Source organism: Polaribacter sp. Z014, from assembly GCF_023555435.1.
GTDB lineage: Bacteria > Bacteroidota > Bacteroidia > Flavobacteriales > Flavobacteriaceae > Polaribacter.
Genome location: NZ_JALCZP010000018.1, coordinates 52,571 through 68,130, shown reverse-complemented (window position 1 = coordinate 68,130; position 15,560 = coordinate 52,571). Strand labels below are relative to the sequence as shown.

At 30.2% G+C, this 15,560-nt stretch carries 14 protein-coding genes; 11 read left to right on the top strand and 3 right to left on the bottom strand.

Features of this window, described 5'->3' with window-relative positions; genetic code table 11:
• Positions 1–289 precede the first annotated feature (289 nt).
• The gene (locus MPF19_RS15505) at positions 290–1,258 is read right to left on the bottom strand and encodes a M23 family metallopeptidase (RefSeq protein ID WP_203393160.1); all 969 of its coding nucleotides are present in this window, start codon (positions 1,256–1,258) and stop codon (positions 290–292) included.
• A gap of 161 nt (positions 1,259–1,419) precedes the next feature.
• Here MPF19_RS15505 and alaS point away from each other — a divergent pair, with 161 nt between their 5' ends.
• From alaS to MPF19_RS15480, 5 genes are all read left to right on the top strand, one after another.
• Positions 1,420–4,038 (top strand): alanine--tRNA ligase, encoded by a 2,619-nt coding sequence (gene alaS / locus MPF19_RS15500; protein WP_249989051.1) that lies wholly within the window; start codon positions 1,420–1,422, stop codon positions 4,036–4,038.
• A 105-nt stretch (positions 4,039–4,143) separates the two neighbouring features.
• The gene (locus MPF19_RS15495; protein WP_249989049.1) at positions 4,144–5,781 is read left to right on the top strand and encodes a DUF1800 domain-containing protein; all 1,638 of its coding nucleotides are present in this window, start codon (positions 4,144–4,146) and stop codon (positions 5,779–5,781) included.
• Between the two features lies 1 nt (position 5,782).
• On the top strand, positions 5,783–7,369 hold the full coding sequence (locus MPF19_RS15490) for a T9SS type A sorting domain-containing protein (RefSeq protein WP_249989046.1): 1,587 nt from the start codon (positions 5,783–5,785) through the stop codon (positions 7,367–7,369).
• The gene (locus tag MPF19_RS15485; RefSeq protein WP_249989043.1) at positions 7,370–8,317 is read left to right on the top strand and encodes a GSCFA domain-containing protein; all 948 of its coding nucleotides are present in this window, start codon (positions 7,370–7,372) and stop codon (positions 8,315–8,317) included. It abuts the gene before it with no gap.
• Between the two features lie 109 nt (positions 8,318–8,426).
• On the top strand, positions 8,427–8,849 hold the full coding sequence (locus tag MPF19_RS15480; RefSeq protein WP_249989041.1) for a threonine/serine exporter family protein: 423 nt from the start codon (positions 8,427–8,429) through the stop codon (positions 8,847–8,849).
• A gap of 71 nt (positions 8,850–8,920) precedes the next feature.
• Here MPF19_RS15480 and MPF19_RS15475 read toward each other — a convergent pair whose 3' ends face one another.
• Entirely contained in the window at positions 8,921–9,238 is a 318-nt protein-coding gene (locus MPF19_RS15475; protein WP_249989039.1) for a rhodanese-like domain-containing protein, read from the bottom strand.
• A 382-nt stretch (positions 9,239–9,620) separates the two neighbouring features.
• On the opposite strand from MPF19_RS15475, the gene gpmI reads away from it, so the two are divergent.
• From gpmI to MPF19_RS15445, 6 genes are read left to right on the top strand one after another with little or no spacing between them, the layout of a single operon-like run.
• Positions 9,621–11,138, top strand: coding sequence for a 2,3-bisphosphoglycerate-independent phosphoglycerate mutase (gpmI, locus tag MPF19_RS15470; protein ID WP_249989037.1), 1,518 nt, complete (start codon positions 9,621–9,623; stop codon positions 11,136–11,138).
• Between the two features lie 16 nt (positions 11,139–11,154).
• On the top strand, positions 11,155–11,697 hold the full coding sequence (locus MPF19_RS15465) for a thioredoxin family protein (RefSeq protein ID WP_249989035.1): 543 nt from the start codon (positions 11,155–11,157) through the stop codon (positions 11,695–11,697).
• A gap of 3 nt (positions 11,698–11,700) precedes the next feature.
• Complete coding sequence (locus tag MPF19_RS15460; protein WP_249989033.1) at positions 11,701–12,102, top strand: BT0820 family HAD-type phosphatase; 402 nt, start codon at positions 11,701–11,703, stop codon at positions 12,100–12,102.
• A 56-nt stretch (positions 12,103–12,158) separates the two neighbouring features.
• Positions 12,159–12,962 carry a type I methionyl aminopeptidase gene (map, locus tag MPF19_RS15455; RefSeq protein ID WP_203393170.1) on the top strand — a complete coding sequence of 268 codons (804 nt, stop codon included), beginning with the start codon at positions 12,159–12,161 and terminating at the stop codon, positions 12,960–12,962.
• A gap of 59 nt (positions 12,963–13,021) precedes the next feature.
• The gene (locus MPF19_RS15450) at positions 13,022–13,399 is read left to right on the top strand and encodes a GxxExxY protein (RefSeq protein WP_262501899.1); all 378 of its coding nucleotides are present in this window, start codon (positions 13,022–13,024) and stop codon (positions 13,397–13,399) included.
• Positions 13,400–13,427: 28 nt separating this feature from the next.
• Entirely contained in the window at positions 13,428–14,198 is a 771-nt protein-coding gene (locus tag MPF19_RS15445; RefSeq protein ID WP_203393171.1) for a class I SAM-dependent methyltransferase, read from the top strand.
• On the opposite strand, the gene MPF19_RS15440 is transcribed toward MPF19_RS15445, so the two are convergent.
• Complete coding sequence (locus tag MPF19_RS15440; protein ID WP_249989031.1) at positions 14,195–15,514, bottom strand: hypothetical protein; 1,320 nt, start codon at positions 15,512–15,514, stop codon at positions 14,195–14,197. The two genes, MPF19_RS15445 and MPF19_RS15440, sit on opposite strands and share 4 nt — an antisense overlap.
• Positions 15,515–15,560 lie beyond the last annotated feature (46 nt).

Genomic DNA, 15,560 nt, shown 5'->3' with positions numbered 1-15,560 from the left:
TATTCAGTATTCAGTATTCAGTATTCAGTATTCAGTATTCAGTATTCAGTATTCAGTATTCAGTATTCAGTATTCAGTATTCGAAAATTAAAAAAATCTTAGTAATACTAATTCGAATTTCCTTAAAACTTATTAACTTTTTGAAAAGATTTATTTTTCTCTTTTCACTCTTGATTCTTGATTGTTGATTCTAAAACTTTGAAAAAACTAACAAATAGGCACATAAAAAACATAGATTTAGTCTTTTCGCTATTATCTAATCTCTTGTTTATTCTTTATAAACAAAACCTTAATCGTAAGATTGTCCTTCCTCTTCTGCTGCTTTTTGCATTGCAGAAAACTCTTCTGGAGATAAATCTCCATAATAAAAACTAATAGGATTTACTGCTACACCATTTTTATGAACTTCATAATGTAAATGTGGACCAGCAGATAATCCGGTATTACCAACATAACCTATTAAATCTCCTCTTTTTACGATTTTACCTTTTTTAATTACAATTTTTTTCATGTGAGCATAAATGGTTTCATACCCATAACCATGTTCTATATAAACAACATTACCAAAAGAACTACTTCTTTGTGCTCTAATTACTTTACCGTTTGCAGTGGCATAAACAGGTGTACCAACACGCGCCGTAAAATCCATACCTTTATGCATCTTTTTGTACTTTAATATTGGATGCATTCTCATACCATAGCCAGAAGCCATTCTTGTTAAATCTTGTATCTTAACAGGTTGAATTGCAGGAATAGAAGCCAACATTTTTTCTTTTTCTTTTGCTAAAGTTACTATTTCATCTAAAGATTTAGATTGTACCACTAGCTTTTTAGAAAGTATATCTATATTTTTTGTTAGCTCGGTTATCATATTAGTATTATCGAAACCTTCTAAATACTTGTATCTGTTTACACCTCCAAAACCTGCAGATCTTTGCTCTTCAGAAATAGGGTTTGCTTCAAAATAAGTTCTATATATATTATTATCTCTTACTTGCAATTGCCCCAGAATAGAAGAACTTTCATCCATTCTTTTAGAAAGCAACTCATAATGCAACTTTAAGTTTTCTAACTCTCTTTTTTGAGATCGCTCTCTTGGCGACATAATAAACTGACTAAAAATAATAAAACCAAAGAAAGCCGTTAAAAGCAAAGCTAAAACTCCGAAAACAGTTTTCTTATAGTAATCACCCTTATTTACAGCAATTTTCCTGTAAGAAAGCGTGTCTGCATCGTAATAATATTTTACTTTTGCCATATTGCTAAATATACTATTTTTGTTTTATAATGTGAGTTTTATATTTGAAACTCATTTTTATTAATTTACGAAATTACAAAATGTTTTACAACTGCTTTTTATTCGCAGTTTATTTTAAAAATAATTTAACATAATCCAACTTGTTGGAAACTTCTTTTTATATGAAATCACAAGATATCCGCGCTACTTTTTTAAATTTTTTCCAAGAAAAAGCACACTTAATTGTTCCTTCTGCACCAATGGTAACCAAGGACGACCCAACTTTAATGTTTGTAAATTCTGGGATGGCGCCTTTTAAAGAATATTTCTTAGGAAATGGAGTTCCTAAAAAGAATAGAATGTCTGATTCTCAAAAATGTTTACGTGTTTCTGGTAAACATAACGATTTAGAAGAAGTAGGATATGATACCTATCACCACACTTTGTTCGAAATGTTAGGAAACTGGTCTTTTGGCGATTATTTTAAGAAAGAGGCAATTGCTTGGGCTTGGGAGTTATTAACCGAAGTTTACAAAATTGATAAAGATATTTTATATGTAACCGTTTTTGAAGGATCTGATGATGGTGATAACTTAAAAATGGATACCGAATCATTTGATATTTGGAAACAATTTATTGCTGAAGACCGTATTTTAAAAGGAAATAAAAAAGATAATTTCTGGGAAATGGGAGAACAAGGACCTTGCGGACCGTGTTCTGAAATTCATGTAGATATTCGTTCTGCAGAGGAAAAAGCGAAAGTGGATGGTAAAACTTTAATTAATGAAGATCATCCTCAAGTAGTTGAAATTTGGAACCTTGTTTTTATGCAATACAATAGAAAAGCAAATGGTTCTTTAGTAGATTTACCAAACAAACATATTGATACAGGAATGGGATTTGAACGTTTATGTATGGTGATGCAAAACGTAAAATCTAATTACGATACAGATGTTTTTACACCGATTATTAGAGAAATCGAAATGATTACTGATGTAAAATATGGTAAAAACTTAGAACAAGATATTGCTATTCGTGTAATTTCAGACCACGTTAGAGCTGTTGCATTTTCTATTGCAGACGGGCAATTACCAAGTAATACTGGTGCTGGTTACGTAATTAGAAGAATTTTAAGACGTGCAGTGCGCTACGGTTTTACATTCTTAAACAAAAAAGAGCCTTTTATTTATAGATTAGTAGATGTTTTAAGTAAAAAAATGGGAGATGCTTTCCCAGAATTAAAAGCACAAAAACAACTAATAGAAAACGTAATTAAGGAAGAAGAAACTTCTTTTTTAAGAACTTTAGATCAAGGTTTACTTTTATTAGATAGAATTATAGAAAACACTTCTGGTAAAGAAGTTTCTGGTGATAAGGCTTTTGAATTGTATGATACTTATGGTTTTCCAATCGATTTAACATCTTTAATTCTTTCTGAAAAAGGATTCACTTTAGATGAGAAAGGGTTTGAAGAGGAACTACAAAAACAAAAAAATAGATCTAGAGCAGCAAGTGAAATGTCTACAGATGATTGGACCATCTTGGTTGATGATTCTATAGAAGAATTTATTGGTTATGATGCCTTAGAAGCAAATGTAAAAATTACAAGATACAGAAAAGTAACTTCTAAAAAAGATGGTGAAATGTATCAATTAGTATTTAACTTAACACCTTTTTACCCTGAAGGTGGAGGACAAGTTGGAGATAAAGGATATTTAGAAGATACTCGCGGAGATGTTATTTATATTCTAGATACTAAAAAAGAAAATAACGTTATTATTCATTTTACTAAAAATTTACCCAAAGACATTAAGGGTCTTTTTAAAGCTGTAGTTGATAAAAAACAACGATCTAAAACAGAATCTAATCACACAGCTACTCACTTATTACACCAAGCACTAAGAGAAGTCTTAGGAACGCATGTAGAGCAAAAAGGTTCTGCTGTACATTCTAAATATTTACGTTTCGATTTTTCTCATTTTTCTAAATTAACCGCGGAAGAATTACGCGAAGTAGAAAATTTTGTAAACAGAAGAATTGAGGGAAAACTTCCGTTAGAGGAAAGTAGAAATATTACTATGGAAAAAGCAATTGCAGATGGTGCTATGGCTTTATTCGGAGAAAAATATGGAGACACTGTTAGAGCTATAAAATTTGGTAAATCAATTGAACTTTGTGGTGGAACACACGTAAAAAACACCAGTGATATTTGGCATTTTAAAATTAAATCTGAAGGTGCCGTAGCTTCTGGAATTAGAAGAATAGAAGCAATAACAAATGATGCTGTAAAAGATTTTTATTTTGAAAATAATAAAGCTCTTTTCGAAATTAAAGATTTATTAAATAACACTAAAGAACCTGTAAAAGCTGTTCTGAAATTGCAAAATGAAAATACTGCTTTACAGAAACAAATAGAACAATTATTAAAAGATAAAGCTCAGAATTTATCTGGCGAATTAAAAAATCAAATACAAGAAATTAATGGCGTACAGTTTTTAGCTACAAAAGTAGACTTAGACCAAAACGGAATTAAAAATCTTGCTTTTGAAATAGGAAAAGAACATAAAAATGCATTCTTATTCTTTGCTTCTTCTGCAGCAAAAGACAAAGCTATGTTAACCTGTTATATTTCTAAAGAACTCGCTATTGAACGTGGCTATGATGCTGGTAAGGTAGTAAGAGAATTAGGGAAATTAATACACGGTGGTGGTGGTGGACAAAATTTCTTTGCAACAGCCGGTGGTAAAAACCCTGGTGGAATTCCGAAGGCTTTAGAAAAAGCTAAAAATTATCTAGTATAAGCATAATACTTATTTTTAAATTTAAGTTATTGATATTGCTACAGTTACTCAAAAAAAGTTATAAATTTGAAAAATTATAATTATTTTCATCTATTAATCTAAACTATGCCCCATTTAGATACTTATTCTGGTAATTGGACCACAAAACAAGCAAGACATTTATTAAAAAGATCCTCATTCGGTGTAACACAAAAATTAGTTACGTCCTCGGTTTCACTAGGTTTATTAGAAACTATCAATACCTTATTTAAAGAAACCCCACTACCAGCCCTTCCATTAAAATATCAATATGACGGAAAACCTGGTAGTAATGATGAAATAGAGGATCCTGGTGCAAAATATGAAGAAAGCTGGGTAAATGCACCTCCATACCCCGTAGACATACCAAGTGGTGGAAATAGAGAACAGATTTTCGCTTCTAGAAAAAACTCTTTATATGCTTGGTCTTTTCTACAAATGCAAAATGAAGAAATTTCTATTAAGGAAAAACTCACATTATTTTGGCACAACCACTTTGTAGCTCAAAATGAGACTCCACACAGAGAGTTCGTTTATATAAACCTTTTACGAGAAAATTCTTTAAAAAACTTTAAAGAGCTAGTAAAAAAAATAACTGTAGACCCAAATATTTTAGAATATTTAAGTGGTACTCAGAGTTCAAATATTGCTCCAAATGAAAACTATGCGAGAGAATTATTAGAGCTTTTTACGATTGGAAAAGGAGAGGCTATTGGCAATGGAGACTATACAAATTACACGGAAGATGATATTGTATCAATGGCAAAAATATTAACAGGATGGAGATCACCTTATTTACTTCTGCCAGACCCTTTTACACCTTTATTCTCTGAACAGGCACATTCCAAAGGTGATAAAGTTTTATCACACAGATTTAATAATGCTATAATTTCAGAAAACGGAGAAAATGAATATAAGGATTTAATTGACACCATATTTAAACAAGATGAATGCTCAAGATTCATTACTAGAAAACTCTACAAATGGTTTGTTAGACCTGAAATAACTGCAGATATTGAAATTAATATAATTGAACCTTTATCTAAAATAATAAGAAACAATAATTACGATATTGTACCTGCTTTAAAAACACTTCTAGCATCAGACCATTTCTTCGAAAACACTTTCTGTATGATAAAAAGCCCTATAGATTTAATGTTTTCCGTTACAAAATCATTACAAGTTTCTGCTCCAACAACTTCTGTTAATGAAGAATATAATTATGCCCTATTATTATATAATACTTGTACAGATTTAAATCAGTCAATATTTCATCACCCAAATGTGGCTGGTTGGAAAGCGTATTACCAAGAACCATTATTTGATAAAATTTGGATAAACAGTTATCTACTACCTAAAAGATTAAATTTTTGCAGATTAATGGTAACAGGTGGAGATTTGGTTATAGATAAACAGGGCAGAACATATACCATTGCTCCTTTAGTTCCTGTTTTACAAATTGCTTCTGAAATAACAAATTCTGAAGATCCAAACATTTTAATAACAGAATTATCTAATCAGTTATTCAATTACCCTATTTCACAAAATCAAATTGATGATTTAAAAGACATCTTAATTCCTGGTTTACCAGATTATGAATGGAAAATAGAATATACTAATTATTTAAAGAACTCTTCAAATGAAGGTATGCGAATTTCTGTAGAAAACAAACTTAGAAATTTAATTGCAATGATGGTACAAATGTCTGAATTTCAAATAATGTAATATGAAGAAGTCAAAAAAACTAAATAGAAGAGATTTTTTAAAATTAAGTACATTAGCTACTGCTTCTTTACCAATTGCACTAAGTGGTTTTCCGTTATTTGCAAGTGAAAAACCCAAAGACTTCCAATTTCTAGAAGACAATGAAAATATATTGGTTTTAATACAATTACAGGGAGGTAATGATGGCTTAAACACCGTTTTTAATAATAATCAATATGATAATTTACAGAGCGTACGTTCTAACATTATAGTACCAGAAGCTAATTTATTAAGTCTAGATAATGGCGTAGCCCTTCATCCTTCTTTAGCTGGTCTAAAAGAAATCTGGGATCATGAAAAGTTATCTATTATCCAGAATGTTGGATATCCGAATCAAAATGGATCTCACTTTAGATCTACTGATATTTGGAATTCTGCGTCCAGTTCTAATGAAAACATTACTTCTGGTTGGCTTGGACGTTTTTTTGGTGAAGAAAACTCTGAATACCCAGTAAACTATCCAAATAAAGATCATCCACACCCATTTGCAATTACTATCGGAAAAGTAGTATCAGAAACTTGCCAAGGAAAATCCGCTAATTTTTCTATGGCAGTATCAGATCCTAATAACCCAGGAACTGCTTTATTATCTAGTACAGGGGAGATTTCTTCTAATTGTTACGGAGATTCTTTAAATTACATTAATAATACAATTTCACAAACAAATGCCTATGCAGATATCGTTAAAAACGCATCTGAATCAGGTAATAATTTATCAACCAAATACGAAAATACTAACAACACTAAGTTAGCAGGAAAATTAAAAAATGTTGCAAAACTAATTTCTGGCGGATTAAAATCAAAAGTATACATTGTACAATTAGGTGGCTTTGATACTCATAACAATCAAGTTGAAGGAGGAAATGTTACAGAAGGAATTCATAGTCGATTATTAAAGGAATTATCTGATGCCATAGCGGCTTTTCAAGAAGATTTAGAATTACTAAATATTGATCAGAAAGTAGTTGGAATGACGTATTCTGAATTTGGAAGAAAAATTCGATCCAATAATAGTTTAGGGACAGATCACGGTGCTGCTGCTCCTTTATTTTTATTTGGAACTTGTGCTAAGAACCAAGTTTTGGGTGATGCCCCAGAAATTGACACTAAAGTAGACGAAAAAGAATCAGTACAAATGCAATACGACTTTAGAAACATCTATAGTACAATTTTAACAGATTGGCTAGGTGCTACTAAACAAGAATCTACCTCCGTTTTATTTAATGAGTTTGACGCACTTCCTATTTTTAAAAAAGGTTGTTCTGCTTCACTTTCTAGTGATGATTTTTTATTAAAAGAATTAGAGATCTCTGTGTATCCAAACCCTACAATTGATTCGGTTAATATTAAATTTTTAGGAAATAACGAAATCGTAAAAATTACTTTATACAATAGTATTGGTGCCGTTGTAAAACAAATTACAAGCGAAAAATATAGTTCTATACAGCATACTTTAAAAGTTGATGTCCATAATTTACCTAAAGGAAATTACTTTATACATTATCAATCTAAAGGCATCTCTAAAACTAAAAAATTATTGAAATATTAAATGAATCTACAAACAAAAATCCCATTAAAAAAAGCATCAAATAATTTAGTCTGCTTTGAATCTAAATTGATTCTCTTGGGCTCTTGTTTTTCAGAAAATATTGGAGATAAACTCAATTATTTTAAATTTCAATCTAACCAAAATCCATTCGGAATTCTATTTCACCCAAAAGCAATTGAAAATTTAATTACAAATGCTATAAATGAAAAAGAATACACAGAAACGGATTTAATCTTCCAAAATGAACGTTGGCATAGTTTTGATGCTCATTCTAGTTTAAGCACTACTAATAAAAATGAGATTTTAAACAACTTAAACGCTGTAATTTCATCAACAAAAAAAGAATTAGAGGAAGCAACACATATTATAATTACTCTAGGCACTGCTTGGGTATATCGTTTTATTGAAACAGATAAAATTGTTGCAAATTGTCATAAAATTCCACAGAAAAAATTTTTAAAAGAATTACTTTCTGTTGATGAAATTACGGAAAGTTTAGAGGCTATAATTGTACTTTTAAAATCAATCAATAAGCGTTTAAATATAATTTTTACGGTTTCTCCAGTAAGACATTTAAAAGATGGTTTTACAGAAAATACACAAAGTAAAGCGCATTTAATTACTGCCATACACAACGTACTTAATGATGACTATGTGTTCTATTTTCCTAGTTATGAAATTATGATGGATGAATTACGTGATTATCGTTTTTATGCAGAAGACATGGTACACCCCAACAAAACTGCCATTAATTATATTTGGGAAAAATTTGTTGCTACTTGGTTTTCTGAAGAGGCTACTTTAACAATGAAAGAGGTAGAAATAATTCAAAAAGGAATTTCTCATAGACCTTTTAATCCAAATTCCATACAACATCAACAGTTTTTAAAAAATTTAGAAGTTAAAAAAGACAAGTTAAATACTCAATTCTCTTTTATCACTTTTTAAAAATACCTAAATAATTAACTACTATTTACTTTAAAAAAAAATTACACTTAAAAAGTATATTTAATTTAAAAAATGTATCTTTAAAATAAATAACATTATCCCCCAAATGATGAAAAAAGTATTAATTGGAATAACTTCAGGACTTTTAATAGGTATGTTTGTAACATCAATTTTTGTTACAGATGAAATTAGTGCATTAGAACTAATTCTAACAAAAATTACTATAACCTCAGTAATAACAGGACTTTTTTGCGGTACTTATGCGCTTTTAACAAAATCAAAACTAAAGGTATTTCTTGTTTCTATTGCAATAGGAATTACTGTTTTCTACCTAAAATATCTTATTACTGGTCATGATTTTAATCCAATTACAATGGGAGCCTTTGTTGGCTCAATGCTTGGCGGAACATTTGCTGTCATAAGAAAACTATCCCACTCTTTAAAAGTATACATTAGACTACAAAGACATAGAAAAATGGGGTTTAGTAGAAGAAAAAATCACTCCGTTTTTTACAATAAAATAGAATCATAACAAATTAGTTACAATTCTATTTTATTTATAATACAAAAATAAATAATCGGTATGAATCGATTATCTAAAGTTTATTTATCAGAAACGTGTTGATCTACGTTTTGCCAAGGTCCTCCATTAATTACATCTACTCCATTTTTAGCTAAAAACTGAGTAGCTTGCCCACTTCTTGCTCCACTTCTACAAACAGCAATTACTGGTTTGTTCCAAGCTTTAATTTTATCAATTTCTAAAGGAATAACAGTTAAAACCACATGTTTTGCACCTGCTGTATGTCCTTCATCCCACTCCTCTTTTGTTCTTACATCTAGAATTATAGCTCCTTTTTCTAAGTATTCTTTAATTTCTGCACTCATATCTTTTCTTTTAAACATGTCAAATAGACCCATGTTGTTTTTATTTTAATATTAAACTTAGCACAAAACTAATCCATTTTCAATTAGGTTTGTGTAGCTTTTGTTACATTTTAAATCTTCTAATCTTTCTAAAATGGTCTATAGAATAGAAAGATTATTTTGCAAAGCTACTTCATATAATTCTAAAGTCAATAACCAATCTAATTGAAATTGAGTTTTTAACTGATTAAAAATTTCTATTATTTTTTTATTTGCAAAAGAATGTTTATCCTCTTATCCTTATAACACTACTTATAGAAGCAATATAATTGTTCTTTATTTTAACGTTTATTTACGTTATCGGTTTCGTAAAAAAACGAGAAAATCAATAAAAACAATGAAATTTTCCTTAATTTTACTTTTCAATTTTAAGACAATGAACAAGAAAGTTATCCTTATGATTTTGGATGGTTGGGGAATTACGCAAGACCCTAAAGTATCTGCTATTTACAACGCAAAAACACCTTTTATTAATAGTTTATATGACAAGTATCCAAACGCTCAATTAAGAACAGATGGAGAACATGTAGGTTTACCTGAAGGACAAATGGGTAATTCTGAAGTAGGACATATGAATTTAGGTGCTGGTAGAATTGTGTATCAGAATTTAGCGCGTATCAATAAAGCTGTAAAAGAAAATACTTTAGGTAAAGAAAAGGTATTATTAGATACTTTTAAATATGCTAAAGAAAATAATAAAGACGTTCATTTATTAGGACTAGTTTCTAATGGAGGAATTCATGCACATATTAATCACTTAAAAGGATTATTAGATGTTGCTAAAGAAAACGAAGTAGATAATGTGTATTTACACGCATTTACAGATGGTAGAGATTGCGATCCAAAATCTGCTCCTTATTTCTTAAAAGAAGTGCAAGAACACATGGACAAAAGCACTGGTGAAATAGCAACTGTAACAGGTCGTTATTATGCTATGGATAGAGATAACCGTTGGGAACGTGTAAAAGAAGCGTACGATGGTGTGGTAAATGCAGTTGGTACCAAAACAACGAACGTTATTGATACTATAAAAGCTAATTACGAAACAGGTATCACAGATGAGTTTCACAAACCAATCATTATAACAAATGAAAATGGTTCTCCGAAAGCTCAAATTAAAGAAGGTGATGTTGTCCTTTTCTTTAACTACAGAACAGATAGAGGTAGAGAATTGACAAATGCTTTGTCTCAAAATGATTTCCCAGAATTTGGAATGAAAAAATTAGACCTTTATTACACAACCATCACTTTATATGATGCAAGTTTTAAAGGAATTAACGTGATCTATAATACCGATAATATTAAAAATACGTTAGGTGAAGTTTTATCTAATGCAGGTAAAAAACAGATTCGAATTGCAGAGACAGAAAAATATCCACACGTAACATTTTTCTTTTCAGGAGGGCAAGAAGCTCCGTTTGAAGGAGAATCTAGAATTTTAAGAAATTCGCCAAAAGTAGCTACCTATGATCTACAACCAGAAATGTCTGCATACGAATTAAAAGATGCTTTGTGTATAGATTTAAAGAAAGGTGAAGCAGATTTTGTTTGCTTAAACTTTGCTAATGGAGATATGGTTGGTCATACCGGAATGATGGACGCTGCTATTAAAGCTTGTGAAGCTGTAGATATTTGTGCTAAAGAAGTTATAGAAACTGGTTTAGATAATGGATATTCTATTTTATTAATTGCAGATCACGGTAACTGTGAAACCATGATGAATCCTGATGGATCTCCTCATACAGCACACACTACAAACCCAGTTCCTTTTATTTTAATTGATAAAGAAATTAAGTCTGTAAAGAGTGGTGTTTTAGGTGATATTGCTCCTACAATCTTAGATTTAATGGATGTAGCACAACCAAAAGAAATGACACAACATTCTTTATTATAATCCTATTTTAAAAAAAATGAAAAGACTTTTTATATTAGCTTTTGTAGTAATACTATCATCTTGTAACGTACAACAGAAAGTAATTAAAACTCAAAAAGTAACCGCAACAAAGAATCTAAGTGGCGACTTAATTGGATTAGCTAATAAAGAGTCTTTTCAACAAACCCCATACAGTAGTTGGTTTAATCAAAAGTTTGATACATATACTCCAGATGCAACCACTATTACATCCCTTAAAAAGGAATTAAAAGGAGTTAAAATTAAAGGTTTTATGGGTACTTGGTGTGGAGATAGTAAAAGAGAAACCCCGCATTTATACAAAATTTTAGAACAAGCAGATTTTAATTTAAATAATTTTGAATTAGTTACTGTAAACAGAAGTAAAAAAACACCAGATAACTTACAAGAAGGTTTAGACATAAAAAGAGTACCAACTTTTATCTTTTATAAAGAAGGAAAAGAAATTGGTAGATTTGTTGAATATGCTCGAGAATCTTTAGAAAAAGACATGCTAAAAATTGTTTCAGGAAAAGCATACAAACATTCATACCAAAAATAATAAATGCTACCAACAAACCCTTTAATTATTGCTGTAGATTTTGATGGTACCATTGTAGAAGATGCGTATCCTAAAATTGGTGAAGAAATAATTTTTGCTTTTCAAACCTTAAAAAAACTACAATCTCAAGGTCATAGATTAATTTTATGGACCTACAGACATGGTAAAAGATTAGATGAAGCTGTTGCTTTCTGCAAAGAAAATAATATTGAATTTTATGCCATAAATAAGAATTTCCCAGAAGAGGAATATGATGAAAAACACAGCCGTAAAATTCATGCCGATTTATTTATAGATGATAGAAATGTTGGTGGTTTTTTAGGGTGGACAGAAATACACAAAGCTATTTTTAACTACGAGCCACCCGAAAAAAAGAAAAAAGGATTTTTCTCTTTTTTCAAATAGACAAACCCTCCTATTTTACCTAAAATGTAGTAAATTTGTCTTTCAATTTATTTAAAATGATTAAGATAAAAACAAGAGAAGAGATAGAATTGTTGCGCGAAAGTGCCCTAATCGTTTCTAAAACATTAGGTATGCTTGCAAAAGAAGTAAAACCTGGAGTTTCTACTTTATATTTAGACAAACTTGCAGAAGACTTTATTAGATCTGAAGGTGCTGTACCTGGTTTCTTAGGCTTATATGATTTTCCAAATTCACTTTGTATGAGTCCTAATTCTCAAGTAGTACACGGTATTCCAAATAAAAACCCACTAATAGAAGGCGATATTATTTCTATAGATTGTGGCGCATATAAAAATGGTTTTCACGGAGATCATGCCTATACTTTTGCCGTTGGAGAGATTGAACCGGCTACAAGAAAACTACTAGATGTAACAAGAGCTAGTTTATATGTAGGTATTCGTGAATTTAAAGCAGGTAACAGAGTTGGTGATGTAGGTTATGCTATTCAAAAATTTTCTGAAGATCATGGCTATGGAGTTGTAAGAGAACTAGTAGGACATGGTTTAGGAAGAGAAATGCACGAAGATCCAGAAATGCCTAACTACGGAAAAAGAGGTAGAGGTAAAAAGTTTGCAGAAGGAATGGTAGTTGCCATAGAACCAATGACAAACTTAGGTACTCATAAAATTAGACAACATTCTGATGGCTGGACAATTACAACTTTAGACAACAAACCTTCTGCCCACTTTGAGCATGATGTTGCTATTGTTAACGGAAAACCAGAACTTCTTTCTACATTTAAATATGTACATGACGTATTAGGGATTGTTACCGATGAGGAAGACGAATTCAGACAATAAAACAGACACTAATTTCACTAATTGTCACTAAAAAATAAACTTTAATTTCACCAAAAAAATTGAAATCTGAACTTCTACATAAACAGGAATCATATAACATTATTGGTTCCTGCATGGAAGTTCATAAAGAGTTAGGAAAAGGTTTTAGTGAAATTATTTATGGTGATGCTTTAGAAATTGAATTTAAAAGACGTGGAATTTTATATCAAAGGGAAGTAAAATTTCAAATATTATATAAAGGAGAAAAATTGTCTCATTATTATTTTGCTGATTTTGTTATCGATAATAAAATAATACTTGAAATTAAAGCAATTGAATGTTTAACAAACAGCCATATAAAACAAACTCTTAATTATTTAGCTGCATCAAAAATAAAACTAGGCTTATTAGTTAATTTTGGTGAAGATAGTTTAACCTACAAAAGAGTAATTTTATAACTCTCATTTTGTGTAATCCGTGTAATTCGTGTCTATTTTTAAATCCATTCTAAATACCATCCCAAGACCTTGGTTAATAAAAGCTAGTTATCTAGTAAGGCCAATTATTGCTTTTTCTTTAAAGGGCGATAAATTTACGGATCCTATAGATGGTAAGAGTTTTCGTAAGTTTTTACCTTACGGATACGGTAAGCAACGAGAAAACGCACTTTCTCCTTCTACCCTATCTTTAGAAAGACATCGATTAATGTGGTTATTTTTAAGAGATGAGACAGACTTTTTTACATCAACCAAAAAACTAAAAACCTTACACATTGCGCCAGAACAATGTTTTTTAGATATTTTTAGAAAACAAAAAAACTTAACTTATACCACTTCAGATTTAGAATCTCCAATTGCAGATGTTAAAGCAGATATTTGCGACTTACCTTTTGATGACAACTCGTTTGATGTTGTTTTCTGTAATCATGTCTTAGAACACATTACAGACGACACCAAGGCAATGCAAGAACTTTTTAGAGTAATGAAAAAAGGTGGATTTGGTATATTTCAGATTCCGCAAGATTTATCAAGAGAAAAAACGTTTGAAGATGATTCTATCACAGACAAAAAAAAGCGTGCTGAGATTTTTGGACAATATGATCATGTAAGAGTGTACGGTAGAGATTATTTTAACAAGTTACGTTCTATAGGTTTTAAAGTTGAGGAAATTGATTACACAAAAAAAATCGCTCCAGAAAAACTAGAACGATTTTGTTTAATGAAAGGAGAAATTCTCCCCGTATGCTATAAAGATTAATTGTCTTTATTTTTTCTTAAAAACTCACCCAACTTCTCTAATTCTTCATCCCCCATAACAATTACATTATTTCTAGAAATTTGGTATTTTCCTCCCTCTAATTTCACTACTTTAGAATCTCTTACATATTTCTCATAAGCATCTTTAGCAACACTTACTTTAGCTCCTTCTTGGTTTATCCAAATAACTTTACCTTTTTTAATTGCCTGAAACTTCTCTTCATAAAAAGCACCAACATACTCATAACCAACATCTGAACTTAATATTTTTTTATTAGTAGAACATAAAAAAGAATGTACATTATGGTTCCCATCAAAATATAATGGATGCATTCGCCCTCCTAAATGACCTCCAAAATCATACCATTCTTTGTTTATTTTAACTTCTCCATCTTTATTATATTTATCTATTACATCTTCCCTTTTTAAGGTTTTTAAGAGTTCCGTTTCATTAGAAATTCTAACAATTTTTTTCACATTTAAGTCATAAACCATTGGTTCAAAAGAGTTATTTGGGTAAGTAACCAATCTTCCATTTCCTCTAGGCAACATTACCTGACCATAATGTGTGGCAAGGGAATTAAACTCTGACACATTTGGCAAAAGAAAACCTTTTTTATCATTTGTATTAAAACAGTAAATTTTACTAGCTTCCTCTTTTTTATTTTTTAAAAGGATAAAACCCTCAGAACTAATTGCATCTTTAAAATCTGTAGCTTCTACAATAATTCTCCCCATATCATCTACAACTCCAAAACTTCCATCTTTTGAATATAACGCAACATTATTCGCATTAAAACGATAAATACTATCTACTTTTAAAGACAACGATTCAGACTTTTTCTTCCAAAACATTTTTAATGAGTCTATTTTTTGGTGCTCCTTTTCTTTCTTGATACGCTCATCTTCTTCCTTTTTCATCTTTGCTTCTAACTCTTCAATTGTTTCCTGAATTAAAATAAGATTCTCTAAGTTATTCGTATATTCTTCTGAAGCTTTATTTGTAGTAAGTAAAAAGTATTGTTTATTGTAAGTTTCTGACTTTTTTAAAAAATCTAGTTTTTCTTTATCAGTCTCCTGATATAAATGATTTTCATAATAGATTAATGAAGCTAGAGTGGCTAAATCACTTTCTGTTATAGTATCAACATACTTCAATGCTTTTTCAAATTGAACCAAAGCCCCTTTGTAATTAATACTTGTTTCTATAGCTTCCTTTGCTCTTTTTATATACACACCAGCAATGTCTTTATTAGACTGAGCATTAGTAAGTGCAAAAGAAATTAAGCATAAAAGTATAAGAAGTAATTTTTTCATAGCAATACCAATTATTCTAAGTTATAAATTAAAATGCAATATAACA

Excerpts from the sequence above, each read along its gene's own strand:
- MPF19_RS15505 (WP_203393160.1), bottom strand. The coding sequence starts at position 1,258 with ATGGCAAAAGTAAAATATTATTACGATGCAGACACGCTTTCTTACAGG.
- alaS (WP_249989051.1), top strand. The coding sequence starts at position 1,420 with ATGAAATCACAAGATATCCGCGCTACTTTTTTAAATTTTTTCCAAGAA.
- MPF19_RS15495 (WP_249989049.1), top strand. The coding sequence starts at position 4,144 with ATGCCCCATTTAGATACTTATTCTGGTAATTGGACCACAAAACAAGCA.
- MPF19_RS15490 (WP_249989046.1), top strand. The coding sequence starts at position 5,783 with ATGAAGAAGTCAAAAAAACTAAATAGAAGAGATTTTTTAAAATTAAGT.
- MPF19_RS15485 (WP_249989043.1), top strand. The coding sequence starts at position 7,370 with ATGAATCTACAAACAAAAATCCCATTAAAAAAAGCATCAAATAATTTA.
- MPF19_RS15480 (WP_249989041.1), top strand. The coding sequence starts at position 8,427 with ATGAAAAAAGTATTAATTGGAATAACTTCAGGACTTTTAATAGGTATG.
- MPF19_RS15475 (WP_249989039.1), bottom strand. The coding sequence starts at position 9,238 with ATGGGTCTATTTGACATGTTTAAAAGAAAAGATATGAGTGCAGAAATT.
- gpmI (WP_249989037.1), top strand. The coding sequence starts at position 9,621 with ATGAACAAGAAAGTTATCCTTATGATTTTGGATGGTTGGGGAATTACG.
- MPF19_RS15465 (WP_249989035.1), top strand. The coding sequence starts at position 11,155 with ATGAAAAGACTTTTTATATTAGCTTTTGTAGTAATACTATCATCTTGT.
- MPF19_RS15460 (WP_249989033.1), top strand. The coding sequence starts at position 11,701 with ATGCTACCAACAAACCCTTTAATTATTGCTGTAGATTTTGATGGTACC.
- map (WP_203393170.1), top strand. The coding sequence starts at position 12,159 with ATGATTAAGATAAAAACAAGAGAAGAGATAGAATTGTTGCGCGAAAGT.
- MPF19_RS15440 (WP_249989031.1), bottom strand. The coding sequence starts at position 15,514 with ATGAAAAAATTACTTCTTATACTTTTATGCTTAATTTCTTTTGCACTT.